The sequence below is a fragment of the Mycobacterium pseudoshottsii JCM 15466 genome, assembly GCF_003584745.1.
Taxonomy (GTDB): Bacteria; Actinomycetota; Actinomycetes; order Mycobacteriales; family Mycobacteriaceae; genus Mycobacterium; species Mycobacterium marinum.
Genome location: NZ_AP018410.1, coordinates 4,707,693 through 4,723,482 on the forward strand (window position 1 = coordinate 4,707,693; position 15,790 = coordinate 4,723,482).

Here is a 15,790-nt window from a genome sequence, read left to right on the forward strand (position 1 = left end):
CTGCTAATCAACAACGCCGGAGCCCTGGGGTCCGGGCCAATGCTGGCGGCCGCAGCCGCCTGGGACGGGTTGGCCGACGAGTTGAGCACGGCGGCGGCCGCGTTTTCGTCGGTGACGTCGGGGCTGACGGGCGGGTCGTGGCAGGGCCCCGCGGCGGCGGCGATGGCCGCCGCGGCCGCTCCCTATGCGGGCTGGCTGGGTTTAGCGGCCGCCCGCGCCGGTGATGTGTCCGCGCGGGCCAAGGTGGTGGCAGCAGCGTTCGAGGCGGTCCGAGCGGCCACGGTGCATCCGATGCTGGTGGCGGCCAACCGCGCCCAGCTGGTGTCGCTGGTGCGGTCGAATCTGTTGGGGCTGAACGCGCCGGCAATCGCGACCACCGAGGCCGAATATGAGGCGATGTGGGCCGCCGACGTGGCCGCGATGGTGGGTTATCACGGCGGCGCGTCGGCGGCGGCCGCGCAGTTGGCACCATGGCAGCAGTGGCTGCAGAGCCTGCCCGGCCTGCCGGGGCAACTGGCTGGCTCAGCCACCGCCGCTGCGGCCGCGAATGGTTGGCCCAACCTGGGCATCGGCAACACCGATAGCAACGTGGGCAGTGGCGACGTCGGCACCCAAAACCTGGGCAGCGGCAACACCGGCAACACCAACCTGGGTAGCGGCAACACCGGCAACGGCAATCTCGGTAGCGGCAACCGCGGTGACAGCAACGTCGGCAGCGGAAATCTCGGAAACTCCAACTGGGGCAGCGGCAACACCGGCAACTACAACCAGGGCAGCGGAAATCACGGCGATAACAACGTGGGCTTCGGAAACGCGGGGCTGGGGGGAACCGCGGGCAACGACAACTTCGGCAACGGGAACCTGGGCAGCGGCAATACCGGCAGCGGCAACATCGGCAACCAAAACCAGGGTTGGGGAAATCAGGGCGACAACAATGTGGGCCTGGCAAACCGCGGCAGCGACAACATGGGCTTCGGGAACACCGGCAACAACAACGTCGGCTTCGGCAACACCGGTTCGGGAAACATCGGCATCGGCCTTACCGGCAACAATCAGATGGGGTTTGGGGGGCTGAATTCCGGCAGCGGCAATCTCGGCTTCGGCAACTCCGGCACCGGCAATGTTGGTTTCTTCAACTCCGGGGTCGGGAACTGGGGCATCGGAAACTCGGGTGCCATCGATACCGGCTTTGGCAACTCGGGCTTCATCGACATTGGCATCGGGAATTCCGGCGCGCTCAATACTGGCATCGGGAACTCGGGCCTCAACGCGGGCTCGGGGTTCAACGTGGGATTCGGCAACTCGGGAATCAACAATTTCGGCGTGGGAAACTCGGGCAGCTTCAATGCGGGCAGCTTCAACTCGAGCACCAGCAACCTGGGTAGCTTCAACTCGGGCAACTTCGTCTTGGGCGGGTTCAACGTGGGCAGCTTCAACTCGGGCGCGCACAATACGGGCGCCTTCAACGCGGGCGGCTACAACACTGGTTTCTGGAATGCGGGCGATATCAACACCGGCATGTGGAACTCGGGTGATCTCAACACCGGCTTGGGCAGTGCGATCACCCAAACCGTCGCGAACTCGGGCTTCTTCAACGCCGGGTCAACTAGCTCGGGCTTGTTCAACGTGGGCAGCGGCGGCCACAACTCGGGCTTGTTCAACGTGGGCAGCGGCGGCTACAACTCGGGATTCTTCAACTTGGGGGCCGGCGGGAGCAACGCGGGCTTCTTCAACTCGGGCGCCGGTGGCGGCAACACCGGCTTGTTGAACCTTGGCAACGGCGGAAACAACACGGGATTCTTCAACGTCGGTAACGGCGGCTACAACACCGGCTTCGTCAACGCGGGCAGCGATGGCAGCAACGCGGGCTTCTTCACCTTGGGCGGCTACAACTCGGGTGTGCTGAACATCGGTTCGTTGAACTCCGGTGTCCTCAATTCCGGCACCGCCAATTCCGGTGTCCCCCTGATACTGCTGCTTTCCCTGCTGTCGTTCGTCCCGTTGCTGTAGCAGGTCACCACGACCGACGCTGCCCGCCGAGCCGCCGCCCGGTGATGGTTGTGGGCACAATCCGAAGCCAGACGTTGTGGATGCCGAGCGCCCACGGCTTGGGGAAGTGGCCATCCGTCTCTCGCAGTAGCGCCGGAATCCGTTCCATGTCGACCTCTGCCCCGGGACCGCGCACCAGGACACTCCATGCCGGCTGCTGGCCCTCGTCGACATGGTCGACCTCGAAAGCGAGCATCGGTTGGGCCATCGCCGCTTGTTTCGCGCCCCCCTCAACTCGGACGACGATGTCGTGTCCGGCCATCGCGTAGTTGACGGGAACGGCGACCGGTCCGAGGTCGTCTTGGTACACCAGTCGGCCAACCCGCCCGGTAGCGAGCAGCTCAAAGCATTCGGCGTCGGAGAGTTCTTCGAGCTCGCGTTGGGCCATCACGCGATTCTCGTCGGCACGCACCGGTCACCGCCACGGCCGAAGGTCCCCATCTCGGCACTGCTCGCGGTTTGGGCGGCCGAGCCGAGTCCCCTATTCGTCTTCCTCGCCGGGAACGTTGAACAGCCCGAGTTGCAGGGTGTCTGCGATCTGGGCCACAGCGGCTTGGGCGCGAACGCTGTTGCCCACCTTGTCCAGCGGCGGCTAGAAGGCCGCTATCGCCAGCTGCCCCGGCGCGACGGCGACCAGCCCGCCGCCTACGCCGCTCTTGGCGGGCAACCCGACCGTATAGGCCCAGTCGCCCGAGCGGGTGTAGACACCTTCCATCGTCATCTCGGCGAGCACATGCGGAACATTCTTGCGTGCGATCACTCGCTTGCCGGTGATCGGATTCGTCCCGCCGTTGGCCAGCGTCGCCCCCATCACAGCCAGGTCCGCCGTCGTGACCAACGTCGAGCACTGGCGGGTGTAGATGTCGCAGGCTTCCATCGGATCGCAGTAGATGTATCCGCTGCCGCGCAGCAGCCAGGCGATGGCGCGATTGTGAAAGTTGGTGGCCTGCTCGGAGGCGTTGATCTCCTCGCTGATCGAGATCTGACGTCCCGCGAAATCGCTTTGCGCCCCGACGATCTGGCGCCAGCGGTCCTCGGGACCAACGGCGTCCACCAGGCTGGTCGTCGATATCGCGCCGGCATTGACAAGCGGCGACATCGGTTTGTCGTTGTGCAGCTCGAGCGCCAGCACCGAGTTGAACGCCTCACCGGTTGGGTCCGCGCCAACCTTGAGGCGCAGCTCTCGGGGACCGCGTTGTTCGATCACCAGCGCAAGAGTGAAGATCTTCGAGATCGATTCCAGCGCAAACTCGTACCCCGCATCACCCGCGGTGAAGACCTGTCCGTCGACGGTAGCGACGGACACTCCGAATAGGGTCGAGGGCACCTGCGCCAGAATCGGAATGTAGTCGGCGTTCTTGCCGCCGTGCTTGTTCTTCTGCTTCTCGTGTGCGTCGAGGACTGCCTTCTCGATCCGGGCGTTCGACACCGAAGTGGGAGCCATGGGTTCAATTCTGTTCGATGGCGCCGGCATCAGCGGCGGCGACAGCAGTCAACGGCGCATCCCGCATTCAGGCCGCGATGCCGAGTTCCTGGTTGATCTGCGCGAGGTATCTCGGACCGTCCAGCGTCAGCAACACCCAGTCGTGAATCTGGCCATGAGCCAACACGAAGTTGAACGGGGCTCCGATGGCTGCGGCTTCTTGCTGCAGGACGAGAACGTCCGGGGCGAGGATTTCCTGCGACCCCGCGTAGACGTAGGTGGGCGGAAGTCCACTCAGCGACCCGTATAGCGGACTCACCATCGGGTCGGTCACGGCGAGATTGCCCGCCCACGCCTTGCCGATCTGTTGTGCGGGCCCGAACGGGAGGAGCGGGTCCTGGACGAAAGCAATATTTGGATTGGTCATCCCAAGGTCCAGCCATGGCGACAGCAAAACCATCGACGACGGCACTTGGCTCCCCTGGCTCGCCATGTATTCGACCGCGCTCAGCGCCAGGTTGCCGCCCGCGGAGTCGCCGATCACGCTGACGTTGGCGGCACCATGTTGCATGATCTGGTTTGAGATGAGGCCGGCCATCGCCGGTACCACGGTGCCGGCCGTACCCCCTTCCTGCAGCAACGGGTAGATCGGCACCTGAACGGTCGCGCCGGTCTGGTGGGCCATCACCGAATAATTGATCCAGTGCAGAAAAGAGGGCGGAAAGATAAATGCGCCACCGTGAATGGCGACCACGTAGTCCCCGGTTGGTTGAGCCGGCGTGATCTGCACGACGCTCATCCCGTCATATGTGCTGTACTGCACCGTTACGCCCAGTAGCAAGTTCAACAGCGGCGGCGGGGAATTGCCGATAAACCACGACAGCGGCGGGATGTCGCTGGCAACCAACGCCAGCAGCGGGTTGCCGGGAACCGCAATTTGACTGTCGAGCCCGGACACACTCAGCAGTGGCTTTAGCGGCAACAGCGCAGTATTTTCAAATCTGGTTATCAGCAACGGGGTGCCGGTAAATGTCCCGGTCTGCGATGCCGCGAAGGGAGGATCGGCCGGCGCCCCAAAGATCGTGGTGAACAGCGTGTTGGACACCTGGGTGAATTCGGTGGCCAATGTTGTGGCGGCCTGTTCGATCTCCTGCTCGACCAGGACAAGACCGTTGTCCAGGGCTCGGGCGAATTCGCCTGGCAGATTCTCCAGCGCTCGGGCCCACGGCCCCAGCGCCGCGACCGTCGCCGACGCGCTGGAGTAGTAGCCACCCATCGCCGCGACATCCTGAGCCCACATCTGTTCATACGCGGCCTCAGCGGCCGCGATCGCCGGCGCATTCTGGCCGAACAGGTTCGAGAACACCAGCGACACCAGCTGCCCGCGGTTGGCCACGATCAATCCGGGGTCCACGATGGTTGCCAGTGCCGCCTCATATGCGACGGCCGCCGCCCGGGCTTGGGTTGCCGACTGCTCGGCCTGAGCGGCGGTGCCCCCCAGCCAATCCAGGTATCGGACCGCCGCGGCCCGCATCGACGCCGATGCCGGGCCTTGCCAGGCCTGGCCAGCCAGCTCTGAGGTCACCGAGCCAAATGCGGAGGCCGCGGCGCTCAACTCGGTACCGATCCCGTCCCAGGCGGCGGCCGCTTCCAGCATCGGCCCCGGCCCCGGCCCATCAAGCAGCAGCACCGAATTCACCTCGGGCGGCCACATCCAGAAACTCACTAGCGGTCCCCCTCGATCAGCACTTCAGCGGCCCCTTTGCAGCAACGTACATCTTCGACGCCTTCGAGAGGGCTCTAATGCGCAGGCGCGAGGGGACACGGGGGGCTACCGGCCGGCGCGGAACACGCTGCGGGGTGCTCATATTGAATACGCTCCGACCGGCGAGAATTCAACTAAATTCGGACAAGACAAATCTGACTCAAAAAATTCGTAAAAGGAATTTACAGGGTGATTGCAACCCGTTAGAATCGCGCCAGAAACATCGCCTCGATAACCGCCACAGGTAACGTTGAGTCGACCAGCCGAATCCTGCTCAACCGTTTAATCAAACCCAGACGGTCATCATTTAGCAGGAGTTCAGTGATTAGTGATCCGATCAGGAGTTCCGTCGTGCCCCTACGACTCATCGCACTATCTATCGCAGTAGCCATCTTCCCGCTCGTGTGCAATGCACCAAAAGCGGGAGCCGCACCCCAGGGTTCCGTTCCTTGTGCAGTGCCCGATCAAATTCGCAATATTCTCGACAACCAAGTGTCGCCCGGAATCAACGAGACACGCAGGATAATCAGTTCGCCGTACTTATCCGGCGGATGGCAGCGGCGGGACGCCACAGGACAGCTAAACACAATGCGTCAAGGTATTTTGCGCCTTCAGGATCTCAATGCCGACCACAACGTCCCCGGTTTAGAACCTCTTCTCGGCAGGCTGGACCGTGCTTCAAACAATCTGCAGAAATCGGTCGAAGGGCTCTACTGGTTGGATGACGGCTCGACCAGCCTGGCTTGGCCAGAGGCGGGCACTTGGGGCAGCTTCGATTACATGGAAGAGCAGACAAATGCCGTATATGGGTTGGCAAATGATCTGTCTGGTAAATGTTCCTGATGTCCCCTGACCTGCGCCGCGGACCATTGATGGCGCGCGGGGCGGGTCAGGCCCGTTCGAAATACGTCATGAGTTTGAGTGCCACCCAGGGCCGCCGGCCACCGGTCAGCCACAGACCGCGGCGGACGGCGGCGAACTGCCCGATGCGTTGATAGAGCAGCTGAGTCATGGTCGACGCGGGTGCCCGCAACACCGCGTCGGGGCGGTCCTCAGGCCGGCGTTCGCGCATCTCGGCGGTTCCGTCGTGAATATGGATGAGATACGGGCGCGCCGCGGGGACCTGGAAGGCCACACAAATATCGACGTTGGCGCCCACCCCAGGGCGTAGGTAGATGGGCACCATCTCCCTTGCCCCCCACAGTATCAGCGCCATGTCGCGTTCGGGTAGGTCCCAGGGCAGCTTTACCGCTTGCGCGACATCCTGGCCGTGCAGGAGGAATTCACCCAACAAGTTGGTCTGCGCGGTGTTGGTTGACATGAAGCCGCAGCCATGAAACGGGATGGCCAGCCGGTCGTCGCTGTTCGCGTCGAAGAAGGCGTCGATCTCCGGAAGCAGTGCCTGAAGCTGATCGGCGAGTTCGGACACCGGGGCCAGCACCGCCTCCAGCTCGGACTGATTGAGTGCGGCGACAGCACTTGCGCTGCCCGCGTGCCGATAGTCACGCCCCCGCGCGATCTGGTGATAGCGGTGCGCCAGTGTCAGCACATGGGCCGCGATCTGCTGCACTGTCCAATCGTGGCCCGGCGGTCGGGCCAGCGGGTCCGCGGTGCGAATGAGGCGATCAAATCGCTTGTGTGCCAGCGAAATTCGATCTCGTAACTCATCTCGGGAGGTGTCGACAAGGGCGATGCACTCGGCTGCGTTCATCACGATCTCCTTGCGGGAGGGCGTTACTGCATAGTGCAGTATTATTTGCTGCATCATGCGGTACTGTCAATAGCATGACGCCTCAACCAACTGCCAGTTCTTTCGCAGTCCTCGGATTGCTGGGCGTGCAACCCTGGACGGCATACGAGCTGGTAGCCCAGTCGAAGCGGAGTCTGCACTGGTTTTGGCCCCGGTCGGAGCGACATCTGTACGCGGAGCTCAAGCGTCTGGTCGAACGCGGACACGCCGAAGCGCACGTGGAGGGCGGGCGGCGGCGGCGCACCCGCTACACGATCACTCCCGCTGGCCGCGCCGCGCTACAGGCCTGGCTCGGCACGGAGCCGGCACCCCCGACGCTCGAAATCGAGGGACTGCTTCGGGTCATGCTCGCCGACCAAGGAAACATGGACGATCTGCGCGCCGCCGTCGAAGCGACAGCACGGCAAGCGCGCACGGTACGCGCCGAAGGTCTACCGCTCGTGGCGGAGCTGCTCGCGACGGGAGGACCGTTCCCGCAGCGACTGCACCTCAACGAACGCCTCGTGTCCTTCTACTCCGGCTTCAACAATCTGCTATTGCGTTGGTGCGAAGAGACTCTGGCCGATGTCGAGACCTGGCAAGGCACTCAGGACATCGGGCTCACCCCCAGCGGCCGGCAACGACTGGTGCGGGCAATTAGCGAACACCCCTAGGCCGTGGCTTCGCATTGAGGTTCAGCGGGTACAACTACGGATATGAACTTCCCTCACCAGTTCGGCTTGGCGCAGATCGTGCTGGCGGGCATCGCCGTCGCCGCCGTGGTGATGTTGCTGTCGTCGGTGGTCGGACGACGCCGGAAGGTGCATTCCGGCGACCGCTCGGGAGCGGCGGCGCGCGGGCGCCGACTGCGATTCCGGCCCGGGCGAGCGGTCACCGGCGTTGCGCTGCTGGTTGTTTCGCTACTGATGCTCTGGTTTGCCACGCTGGTGCAGACGTATTTGGGGTTGACCGGCGAAGTCAAGGCCGCCCACGTGGTGGCGGCGCAGGTCAGCAACTCCGCGCATGAACTCAACGTGGATCTCACCCTCTACGACGATGCCGGCAAGGCCTATAGCCGCCACACCTATCAGCTCGAAGGCGACATGTGGGTGCTGCAAGCCGACATCGTCGAGCTTCACCATTGGGTCAATATCTTGGGCATGCATTCCGGCTACAAGGTGACCCGCCTGTTTGGTGAGCGTCTCGACGGTGTTTCACCGACACAGCACCAGATCTTCCTCAACGGCGGTGACGGGAACTTCTTCGCCGAAATGCGCGGCGGCAAGTGGTGGACCAAGCCATTCGTGCGCTCGGCCTACGGCAACGCCGTCATCGCCGCACCGGGCGAATTCGACGTCTACATATCCCAAGACGCGATCAAGGCCCGCGAGAGCGGCGGTTAGCGGGCCCTACCCCGCCGGGCCAACCCGGCGGATCGAGCATTCAGGACGATCAGGCATGCTGGGCATGTGTTCGACGCGCTCTACCACGTCATCCTCGCCGTGCGCGACCTCGACAACGCCACGCGGCGCTACGCCACGCTGTTGTCCCGCAGCCCGTCGTGGCGCGGAGATCATCCCGGCTGGGGCACAGCGAATACGCTGTTCCGGCTGGACAACACCTACCTCGAGCTGATCACGCCGCGCGGCGATGGGCCCTTCGGGCAGCGGATCACCGCGCAGCTCGATGAACGCGGCGAGGGCCCGATCGGGCTCGCATTCGCGACGGCCGATCTCGACACGGCGCATGCGCGGCTCGCCGCAAACGGGCTCGAGCCCTCGCCGGTGTCCCCCGGTCTCGGCCGCGACTCCGAAACCGGACAGGTGCGGCGCTGGCGCAGCGCGCTGTTACCGGAGACCCGCACCCGGGCGGTGTTGATGATCGCGATCGAGCACGAGTCGCCGGATCGCCTTGCCGAGGCCGCACTAGTCGGATCCCCGGATGCGGTGGTCACCGGGATCGATCACGTCGTGGTCAAGACATCCGACGCCGATGCGGCAATCACGCTCTACCGCGACCAGCTCGGCCTGCGTCTCGCGCTGGACCGCAGCTTTGCCGACTGGGGCATGCGGCTGGTGTTCCTGCGCGTGGGCGGAGTCACCATCGAGATCGCGCAGCCACTGGGCGACGCGCGGCTTCCAGCCCGAACCGATCAGGTGTGGGGGCTGTCCTGGCGCGTCCCCGACGCCGATGCCGCGCGAAGGCGCCTCGCCGAAGCCGGGTTCGACGTCTCCGAGGTTCGGGTCGGACGCAAGCCGGGCACCCGCGTGGTCAGCGTGAAGGACGGTACGTGCGACGTACCGACACTTCTGATCGAGCCCGCCGCACCGGCGTAGTAAGGGCTCCGAGGACCACCGACCCGAATCGGCCGGGATGCGATCAGACGGCCTTGGTGGAGCCGACGTAGGACAGCACCACGTCGGATTCATCGGTAATCCGGGTCAGAGTCGCGTACGAGCGGACGAACGATTGACCAACGCACCCATCGATCTTGAGATGGAAGGCGCTGATCATGATCCAGGGATTTGCCCCCTTGAACTCTTTTCTGACCACTGGCACCACGACAACGAACCCGGGCTTGAGCCCCACACTGACCACGTTGTTGTATTGCCCGGTTATCAGAGGAATGAGAATCGGCGGCTGGCCGGGCCCCAGGGGTAGTTCGGCGCCGATCGAGGGGGCAACACCGCCGCTATTGGCCACGACGAAGCCGTTGGAGGTGCTCATGTCGATGCCGCAGCCAATCTCGTAGCCGACCTCGAGGATGCCCCGCGGGGTTTCCGGCCCGGTTAGCGAAGCGCCGAAGATCCCGCTGGAGAGGTACTCCCGAGACGAGATCGCGGTGGTCATCGGCGCCACCGGAACGTGTTTCTCGTCTTTCGCGCCGAGCGCCACGACCCAGCCGTCAGGGGTGGTGATCTTGGCGGGTGTGCCAGGCGGCACCGCCCCGTCATCCGGTGGCACGGCACCGGGCGGGGGTTGGGCGTCCGGTTGTGCACCTGCCGACGGCGCGGAAATCGATACGACTAGGCACACAGCGAGAACCGCGGCACGACGAATCACCGCGGAAATCGGCATCACAGCCGATACGCTAGGCACCGCCCGATTCGCCTCACGGCTTTGCTGGTTGAAGAAATCAGAGTTGTTTCCCGTTTGTAGCTGGTTCGCGACGCAGACACGTCACTCTCAGGGCTCCGGCGTTGTTGATTAGCGGGCTTGTGAGCTGGGGAATTGTGGATTGAGGAGGTCTAGGCGGCGGTTGGTGGTCAAAGCGGTGATCCGGCAGGCTTCGGCGATGTTGTCGGCGCCGTTGAGGCGGTGCAGATTGATCGCGGTGTTGCGTAGCGTTGCTAGGGCCTGTGCGCCGTTTCCGGTATGTGCCCTTTGACGGTCTTCGTCGAAGGTGACGTCGCGTATCCAGTGCAGGCTGTTCTCGATTCCCCAGTGTTGACGCATCCAGGTCATGATCGCGGTAGGGCGGGCGTGCTCGAACGGCAGGCTGCAAATGGCATAGACCACCTCCACGCTGCGCTGGTCGGTGGCGGTGATCAAGCGTTCACGAGTGATCCGGATGATTTGTTTTGCGTAGGGGAAGCCGATTCCTCGTGCAGCGGTGATGATTTGCGGGGTGCGGGTCTCGACACGGCCGTGGCCGCGGGAGTCGTCGGTAGCGGCTGTGGGCACCTCGGCCCAGGGCAGCGCGGTGATACGCGCAAATATTTTGGCTTGGTTGGACTTGACGATCATCAGGTAGTGCGACTTCAAGGTGGCGCAGATCAACTTCGCGGTGACGACCTGGGTATGCATCGCATCCACGGTGACCAGCCACCGCAAGCTACCCGGCAGCAGCGTGAGCAGGGCACGTACGCAGGGAATTTCATTGCTTTTCTCGGCGACAGCGAGTTGACCGAGCACCAATCGGGCACGGTGGGCGAACACCGACACGAGATGCGTGGCTGTCGCTTTGGCGCGTAAAGCACCACGCAGCATCTTGCCGTCCAACGCGATCGGCACCAATCCACTGGGGTCGCTGCTGGCCACGTGTGCAGTGAAGTAACTGCCCATCCTGGCGTTGAGGTCGGCGGGGTCTAGCCGAGACAAAACAGCGCGGAAGGTCTTCTCACTGGGCCGCCGGAACCGGACCCCTAATTGGGCCAACACATCATCGGGAGCGGTGGCCGCCCATGTGGCAAAACCAGCATAGCCGCGCATCCCCGCGGCAGTGGCCAGAACCGCGATCGCCAACAAAGCCACCAGCGAATACCTCCGACCGCGTGGGTCCCTCGGGTCTGGCACCGAGGCCAACACATCGAGAAACTCCGATCCGATGAGCTCGCTGCGCTCACCAGGACTCCAGCAGTCGAACACCTCTGGAACCGACGACACACGCAATACTGAAACGGTAGGCACGGGCAACTCCAGACCAACGACGAACAGTAACCAACTCGATCGTTCTCCAGATAGCCCGTGCCTACACTCCGGCCCCAATAGCGCGGCACCAAAGATCATCAACCCAGCTCACAAGCCTGCTAATCAACAACGCCGGAGCCCTGACGTCACTCTGGACACGACCCGGTCGGTTTGTGGCGGGTGGTTGTGCAATTCGTGTACTTACTTGGTTTGCCGGATCGCTAATGGCTGCGCTTGGCGACTAAACTTCACACTTAGCCAGAAATTCGTGGCAGGCGGCAGAGAGGTTGATCAATGCCCCTTCGGAGAATCGCTCACGCAGTGTCGGCAATCCTGATTGCGCTGACGGCTCTGGTGGGTAGCAGCGCGATCGCCAACGCGGACCCAGAAGATGCGACTCCCCCGATAATCGACGATTTGCTCATCCTCACCCAGCCCCCCGCCCAGGATCCACGCGCGTTGCATCAGAGCCATCCGGAGGGCGCCTTGGAAGGCCAAGGCCGGATCGGAATGGTCTGTCAGAATCACAATGTGAGATGCCAGAAGATGGGCTTCTAGGCTTCACTATCGGCGTTCAACGCGTCGACCACGCCCCGGTCAGGGGCACAAAAACGAAATGGGCGGGCACCGCACCGCGTCCGGCGGAAGCGGCCCCTCCGCGTAGACCCCACCGGATACCTGGTGAAAGTCATGGCAGACGTTCATGTCCCAGGTTTGGGCCAGCTCCCGCACCGCCCACGGCACCGGTTCGCCTGGGCACCAAGTGCCGTGACAGATCGGGTCACATCTCGAATCGGCCCGGGCCGTCCCCGCGCCTAGCGCCAAACCGGCAAGCCCCAGACCGATATAGACGAACACCGTCATTGCCGAGCCGACGACTAGTGGTCTCAGCCGTGACACCGCACCCACCAGGGCAGTCGCCTGCTTGCTGGAAGCCGAAGATTCACACATCGTGGAACTTCTTTCGCTCAAATCCACTGACGCCATTGTCTGGCGTCGTCACGCGAAAAGTAGCGGCGCGGATCCGCTACCGATCCCAAACAGCAGGATTGTTCGTCTTAGCTGTCCGGGGTGCAGCGAGCGCGAATCCCAACCCGACGTTCAAATCAGAGACAATCACTGTCATGGACTCCGAAACCCCGCCGCCGGCCCCGGCAAAACCTCCGCGGGTGCGCGTCACGCCCGAGGATCTGGACAGGTTCGGCGATGAGGATCTGATCCGGCGGGCGTCAAACGACGAATGGCTGCGCAACGAGGCACCACCGCACCACGGTTGAGGCGTGCGCCGATCAAACCGTCCGCCAAAGAAGATGCCGTCGGCGTAGCATCACCCCCACCTGGGAGGTGCGGCATGGCCAACACCTGCGTGTGTGCGCGGTGTGCAATCGCGCCGGATCCCAATGCCGGCCGTCGTCTACGCCGCACAACACCACCTTTGCCCGGACACACCGCATTGAAATTGGGGCACTCGGAAACGACGAAGAGCGCCGACTGTCTCGGAATCACTGGGGATACCTCGACGAGACAGCCGGGGACGTGGACAACCATGACAGGACGGGGGTCGGCGTGGCGCAACTGAGCGTGGCCCCACCGTGGTTGGTATCGGCAGCGCAGGATCTACAAAGCATCGGTTCGACTCTTGCAGCGGCCAATGGGGCCGCTGCCGGCCCAACCACCGTTCTCGCAACCGCTGCCGCCAACGAAGTATCAACGGCAATTGCGGCGCTATTTGCGGGACACGCGCGCGAATATCATTCCCTGAGTGGGCATTTCGACGCTTTCAACCAGCAGTTCGTGCAAGCGCTGAACTCGGCGTCCGGCGCATATGCCTCCGCTGAGGCACAGAGCGCGTCGCTGTTGCAGACGGTCGGACGCGACGTGCTGGGAGCCATCAATGCACCCACTGAATTCCTGCTCGGGCGCCCGCTCATCGGCAACGGCGCCGACGGCACCGCAGCCAACCCCAATGGCGGCGCTGGCGGTCTGCTCATCGGCAACGGCGGATCCGGGGGTGCCGGAGGACCCAACGCGGCGGGCGGACCAGGAGGCCTCGGCGGCTGGCTATACGGCAACAACGGGCCCGCTGGCACTGGGTCACCGGTCAACGCATCTGTCCCGCTATACCTCGACAACAACTTTCCGGCGGTAAATGTCTCCATTAACGGCGGGCCCAGTGTGCCTGTGCTGCTTGACACCGGATCTGCTGGTCTTGTCGTCCCCATCTGGGACATCGGATTACAAAACCTTGGCCTGCCCACCGGATTCGATGTGATTCGGTACGGCAACGGGGTCAACATCCTCGACGCCGATTTCAACACAACAGTGGACTTCGGCAGTGGGGCTGTCACTGCCCCGACCAGCGTTCAGGTCGGCATCCTCCCGTTCCCGACATCTCTGCAAGGCCTGACCCTGATTGCGATGGGGAACGGCTTCGGCCCGACGGGGCACGGCGTACTGGGCATCTGACCGAATATCAACGCCGCCGCAGGAGGGCACGGCAACGTCGTGACCACGGCGCTGCCGGGTCAACTCAATGAGCGCGAACTGATTAACATTCCTCAGGGATACATGCATTTCGGGCCCAACACAGGCACACCCATAACCTCGGTGAGCGGAGTACCGATCACCACCCTGGATGTCCAGTTCGGCGGTTATGACCCACTCGGCACCTATTATCCGGTCACCTCGATTGTTGATTCCGGCGGAAACCACGGGACGATTCCCGGGATCATTCTCGGGACCGGACAGACATCCGGAGTCGTCCCTCCGGGAACGGTTATCTCCATCTCCACGAACGACAATCAAACGCTGCTGTACTCCTACACGACGACCGCCACCGACAGCCCGGTAGTCACCGGAAACATTCCAATGAATACCGGGCTTCTGCCCTTCGCATTGGGCCCGGTGTACATCTCGAACAGTCCGAGCGGTGTTGGGACGGTGGTATTCAACTACCCGCCGCCGTGACCGGGTGCTTGCGCAGGTTCAGTTGCCACGACAATGCGCGGGTGGCGTCGACACCAACTACCCTGCGGGTCCGGCCACAGCCGTGACCGGCAACCGATTTGGGAATCAGGCATGGTTCGTACGCGATAGTTATGGCGTACGACCCGCCATTCAGTTGTGGAGCTGCCGGGAATCGAACCCGGGTCCTACGGCATTCCCTCAAGGCTTCTCCGTGCGCAGTCCGCTATGTCTCTGCTCGGATCTCCTGGTCACGCGAACTAGCCAGGATGACGATCCCAGTCGCTGTTGATGTCCCGATGAGCCCCGCGACCGAACTCATCGGTTGATCCCTCTAGCTGATGCCGGGGTCCGGGGCGAGGGCGTTCCCGGTCCGACAGACTAGCCGTCGCTTAGGCAGCGAGAGCGTAGTCGCGCTGATGTGAATCGGCGCTTATCTAGTTGCATCGACGCTTACGGTGGTCTCTTGCCTGCACCGGCACGCTTCCCTTGATTCGATGCGCGAAGTCGAAACCGTTCAGCCCCTCGCATCCCTGCCGATCTTCGGCAGGACAACCCATGGTACGCCCTGAAAAACCAGCGGCAACCGAATTATGTTCCCGATCAGATCACGAAGTTGAGACGCTCGACGATGTGGGCGGCCAGGTCCTTGTCGCCGCCGAATTCGATGTCCTGGCTGCGCGCCGGACTCTTCGGGCGACCACCGGCGAGCCGAGTGAACTGCAGGCCGTCGATCCGGATCTTCGCGGTCGGTTCTTGTCCCCCGAAGTCGTCGACGACCTGCGCACGACCCTCGACGTTGACGCGGATCTCGCGGGTCAGCGGTCCGGTCAGCTCGAATAGGACGCGTGAGCCCTCTGGAGCTTTGGCCAGCTTGCCGACCACAAACCCCATCGAGGTCGAGATCTCGTCGAGGGACAGGCGCGAAGCCGGCCCCGCAAGCTGCTCGTCGGACGATTCCTGCTGCAGCGCGTGGCGGATGTCCTGCTCGTGCATCCAGCAGTCGAAGGCACGGATCCGCATGAACCGCCCGTAGCTGTCGGGTCCGGCCGGCGTGGTGGTCGCGGCATTCCATTCTTCGTTGGAAAGGTCGGTGAGAGCCTTGCGCCGTTTCTCGGTCACGTTGCGGAAACGTTCCAGCAGGCTGGCACCGGACTCCCCGCACAGGTGGCGCACCCAGTACTCGTTCATCACCCCGATGGGGTTGCGCACGTGCCCCAGCGCGGAAACGTCGACGTCGGGCTCGGGCGCGGCGACGCCCATCAGGAAAGACTCGGTCCCGATCAGGTGCGCCACGACGGCCTTGACATCCCAACCCGGCAGCGGGCTCTTAGCCTGCCAATCGGCCTCGGGCAGCCCGTCCAGCAGCGCGTCGATGGAGTCCCACACGGCGAACAACCCAGCCAATACGTCGGATTTATCGAGTTCAGTAAGGGGTCGGGAGGCCATG

At 63.4% G+C, this 15,790-nt stretch carries 14 protein-coding genes, 1 other RNA gene and 2 pseudogenes; 8 read left to right on the top strand and 9 right to left on the bottom strand.

Annotated features, from left to right (window positions below; all coding sequences use genetic code 11):
• Entirely contained in the window at positions 1-2,010 is a 2,010-nt protein-coding gene (locus MPSD_RS21285) for a PPE domain-containing protein (RefSeq protein WP_086085851.1), read from the top strand.
• Positions 2,011-2,014: 4 nt separating this feature from the next.
• Here MPSD_RS21285 and MPSD_RS21290 read toward each other — a convergent pair whose 3' ends face one another.
• From MPSD_RS21290 to lipY, 3 genes and pseudogenes are all read right to left on the bottom strand, one after another.
• Positions 2,015-2,437: a pyridoxamine 5'-phosphate oxidase family protein gene (locus MPSD_RS21290; protein ID WP_036427187.1), complete on the bottom strand. Its 423-nt coding sequence runs from the start codon at positions 2,435-2,437 to the stop codon at positions 2,015-2,017.
• 93 nt (positions 2,438-2,530) lie between these two features.
• Positions 2,531-3,493 (bottom strand): annotated as a pseudogene (gene glsA, locus MPSD_RS21295) (glutaminase A).
• A gap of 67 nt (positions 3,494-3,560) precedes the next feature.
• Positions 3,561-5,186, bottom strand: coding sequence for a triacylglycerol lipase LipY (gene lipY, locus MPSD_RS21300; RefSeq protein ID WP_086085850.1), 1,626 nt, complete (start codon positions 5,184-5,186; stop codon positions 3,561-3,563).
• A gap of 402 nt (positions 5,187-5,588) precedes the next feature.
• Between lipY and MPSD_RS21305 the strand changes: the two genes are divergently transcribed.
• Positions 5,589-6,080: a hypothetical protein gene (locus MPSD_RS21305; RefSeq protein WP_232022617.1), complete on the top strand. Its 492-nt coding sequence runs from the start codon at positions 5,589-5,591 to the stop codon at positions 6,078-6,080.
• Positions 6,081-6,126: 46 nt separating this feature from the next.
• Here the strand turns inward: MPSD_RS21305 and MPSD_RS21310 are convergent, their stop codons facing one another.
• Entirely contained in the window at positions 6,127-6,948 is an 822-nt protein-coding gene (locus MPSD_RS21310) for a maleylpyruvate isomerase N-terminal domain-containing protein (protein WP_086085853.1), read from the bottom strand.
• A 74-nt stretch (positions 6,949-7,022) separates the two neighbouring features.
• Between MPSD_RS21310 and MPSD_RS21315 the strand changes: the two genes are divergently transcribed.
• From MPSD_RS21315 to MPSD_RS21325, 3 genes are all read left to right on the top strand, one after another.
• Entirely contained in the window at positions 7,023-7,640 is a 618-nt protein-coding gene (locus MPSD_RS21315; protein WP_036426368.1) for a PadR family transcriptional regulator, read from the top strand.
• Positions 7,641-7,682: 42 nt separating this feature from the next.
• Positions 7,683-8,369, top strand: a complete 687-nt coding sequence (locus MPSD_RS21320) for a hypothetical protein (protein ID WP_086085849.1) — start codon at positions 7,683-7,685, stop codon at positions 8,367-8,369.
• A gap of 66 nt (positions 8,370-8,435) precedes the next feature.
• Positions 8,436-9,302 carry a VOC family protein gene (locus tag MPSD_RS21325; RefSeq protein WP_020786377.1) on the top strand — a complete coding sequence of 289 codons (867 nt, stop codon included), beginning with the start codon at positions 8,436-8,438 and terminating at the stop codon, positions 9,300-9,302.
• Positions 9,303-9,345: 43 nt separating this feature from the next.
• On the opposite strand, the gene MPSD_RS21330 is transcribed toward MPSD_RS21325, so the two are convergent.
• The gene (locus tag MPSD_RS21330; RefSeq protein ID WP_174524143.1) at positions 9,346-10,044 is read right to left on the bottom strand and encodes an MspA family porin; all 699 of its coding nucleotides are present in this window, start codon (positions 10,042-10,044) and stop codon (positions 9,346-9,348) included.
• A 129-nt stretch (positions 10,045-10,173) separates the two neighbouring features.
• Positions 10,174-11,376, bottom strand: a complete 1,203-nt coding sequence (locus MPSD_RS21335; protein WP_420811956.1) for an ISAs1 family transposase — start codon at positions 11,374-11,376, stop codon at positions 10,174-10,176.
• Between the two features lie 321 nt (positions 11,377-11,697).
• Here MPSD_RS21335 and MPSD_RS21345 point away from each other — a divergent pair, with 321 nt between their 5' ends.
• Positions 11,698-11,934, top strand: coding sequence for a hypothetical protein (locus tag MPSD_RS21345; protein WP_020732292.1), 237 nt, complete (start codon positions 11,698-11,700; stop codon positions 11,932-11,934).
• A gap of 39 nt (positions 11,935-11,973) precedes the next feature.
• On the opposite strand, the gene MPSD_RS21350 is transcribed toward MPSD_RS21345, so the two are convergent.
• A complete protein-coding gene (locus MPSD_RS21350) occupies positions 11,974-12,327 on the bottom strand; it encodes a hypothetical protein (RefSeq protein ID WP_012393378.1) in 354 nt (117 codons plus the stop codon).
• Positions 12,328-12,500: 173 nt separating this feature from the next.
• Here MPSD_RS21350 and MPSD_RS28250 point away from each other — a divergent pair, with 173 nt between their 5' ends.
• The gene (locus MPSD_RS28250; protein ID WP_015354987.1) at positions 12,501-12,653 is read left to right on the top strand and encodes a hypothetical protein; all 153 of its coding nucleotides are present in this window, start codon (positions 12,501-12,503) and stop codon (positions 12,651-12,653) included.
• A gap of 289 nt (positions 12,654-12,942) precedes the next feature.
• A pseudogene (locus tag MPSD_RS21355) lies at positions 12,943-14,343 on the top strand (PecA family PE domain-processing aspartic protease).
• A 154-nt stretch (positions 14,344-14,497) separates the two neighbouring features.
• Here the strand turns inward: MPSD_RS21355 and ssrA are convergent.
• Both ssrA and MPSD_RS21370 read right to left on the bottom strand, forming a co-directional pair.
• Positions 14,498-14,865: a transfer-messenger RNA gene (gene ssrA / locus MPSD_RS21365) on the bottom strand.
• A gap of 78 nt (positions 14,866-14,943) precedes the next feature.
• Entirely contained in the window at positions 14,944-15,789 is an 846-nt protein-coding gene (locus tag MPSD_RS21370; RefSeq protein ID WP_036426366.1) for a maleylpyruvate isomerase family mycothiol-dependent enzyme, read from the bottom strand.
• Between the last annotated feature and the right edge of the window lies 1 nt (position 15,790).

Excerpts from the sequence above, each read along its gene's own strand:
- MPSD_RS21290 (WP_036427187.1), bottom strand. The coding sequence starts at position 2,437 with ATGGCCCAACGCGAGCTCGAAGAACTCTCCGACGCCGAATGCTTTGAG.
- lipY (WP_086085850.1), bottom strand. The coding sequence starts at position 5,186 with ATGTGGCCGCCCGAGGTGAATTCGGTGCTGCTGCTTGATGGGCCGGGG.
- MPSD_RS21310 (WP_086085853.1), bottom strand. The coding sequence starts at position 6,948 with ATGAACGCAGCCGAGTGCATCGCCCTTGTCGACACCTCCCGAGATGAG.
- MPSD_RS21315 (WP_036426368.1), top strand. The coding sequence starts at position 7,023 with ATGACGCCTCAACCAACTGCCAGTTCTTTCGCAGTCCTCGGATTGCTG.
- MPSD_RS21320 (WP_086085849.1), top strand. The coding sequence starts at position 7,683 with ATGAACTTCCCTCACCAGTTCGGCTTGGCGCAGATCGTGCTGGCGGGC.
- MPSD_RS21330 (WP_174524143.1), bottom strand. The coding sequence starts at position 10,044 with ATGCCGATTTCCGCGGTGATTCGTCGTGCCGCGGTTCTCGCTGTGTGC.
- MPSD_RS21350 (WP_012393378.1), bottom strand. The coding sequence starts at position 12,327 with ATGTGTGAATCTTCGGCTTCCAGCAAGCAGGCGACTGCCCTGGTGGGT.
- MPSD_RS28250 (WP_015354987.1), top strand. The coding sequence starts at position 12,501 with ATGGACTCCGAAACCCCGCCGCCGGCCCCGGCAAAACCTCCGCGGGTG.
- MPSD_RS21370 (WP_036426366.1), bottom strand. The coding sequence starts at position 15,789 with ATGGCCTCCCGACCCCTTACTGAACTCGATAAATCCGACGTATTGGCT.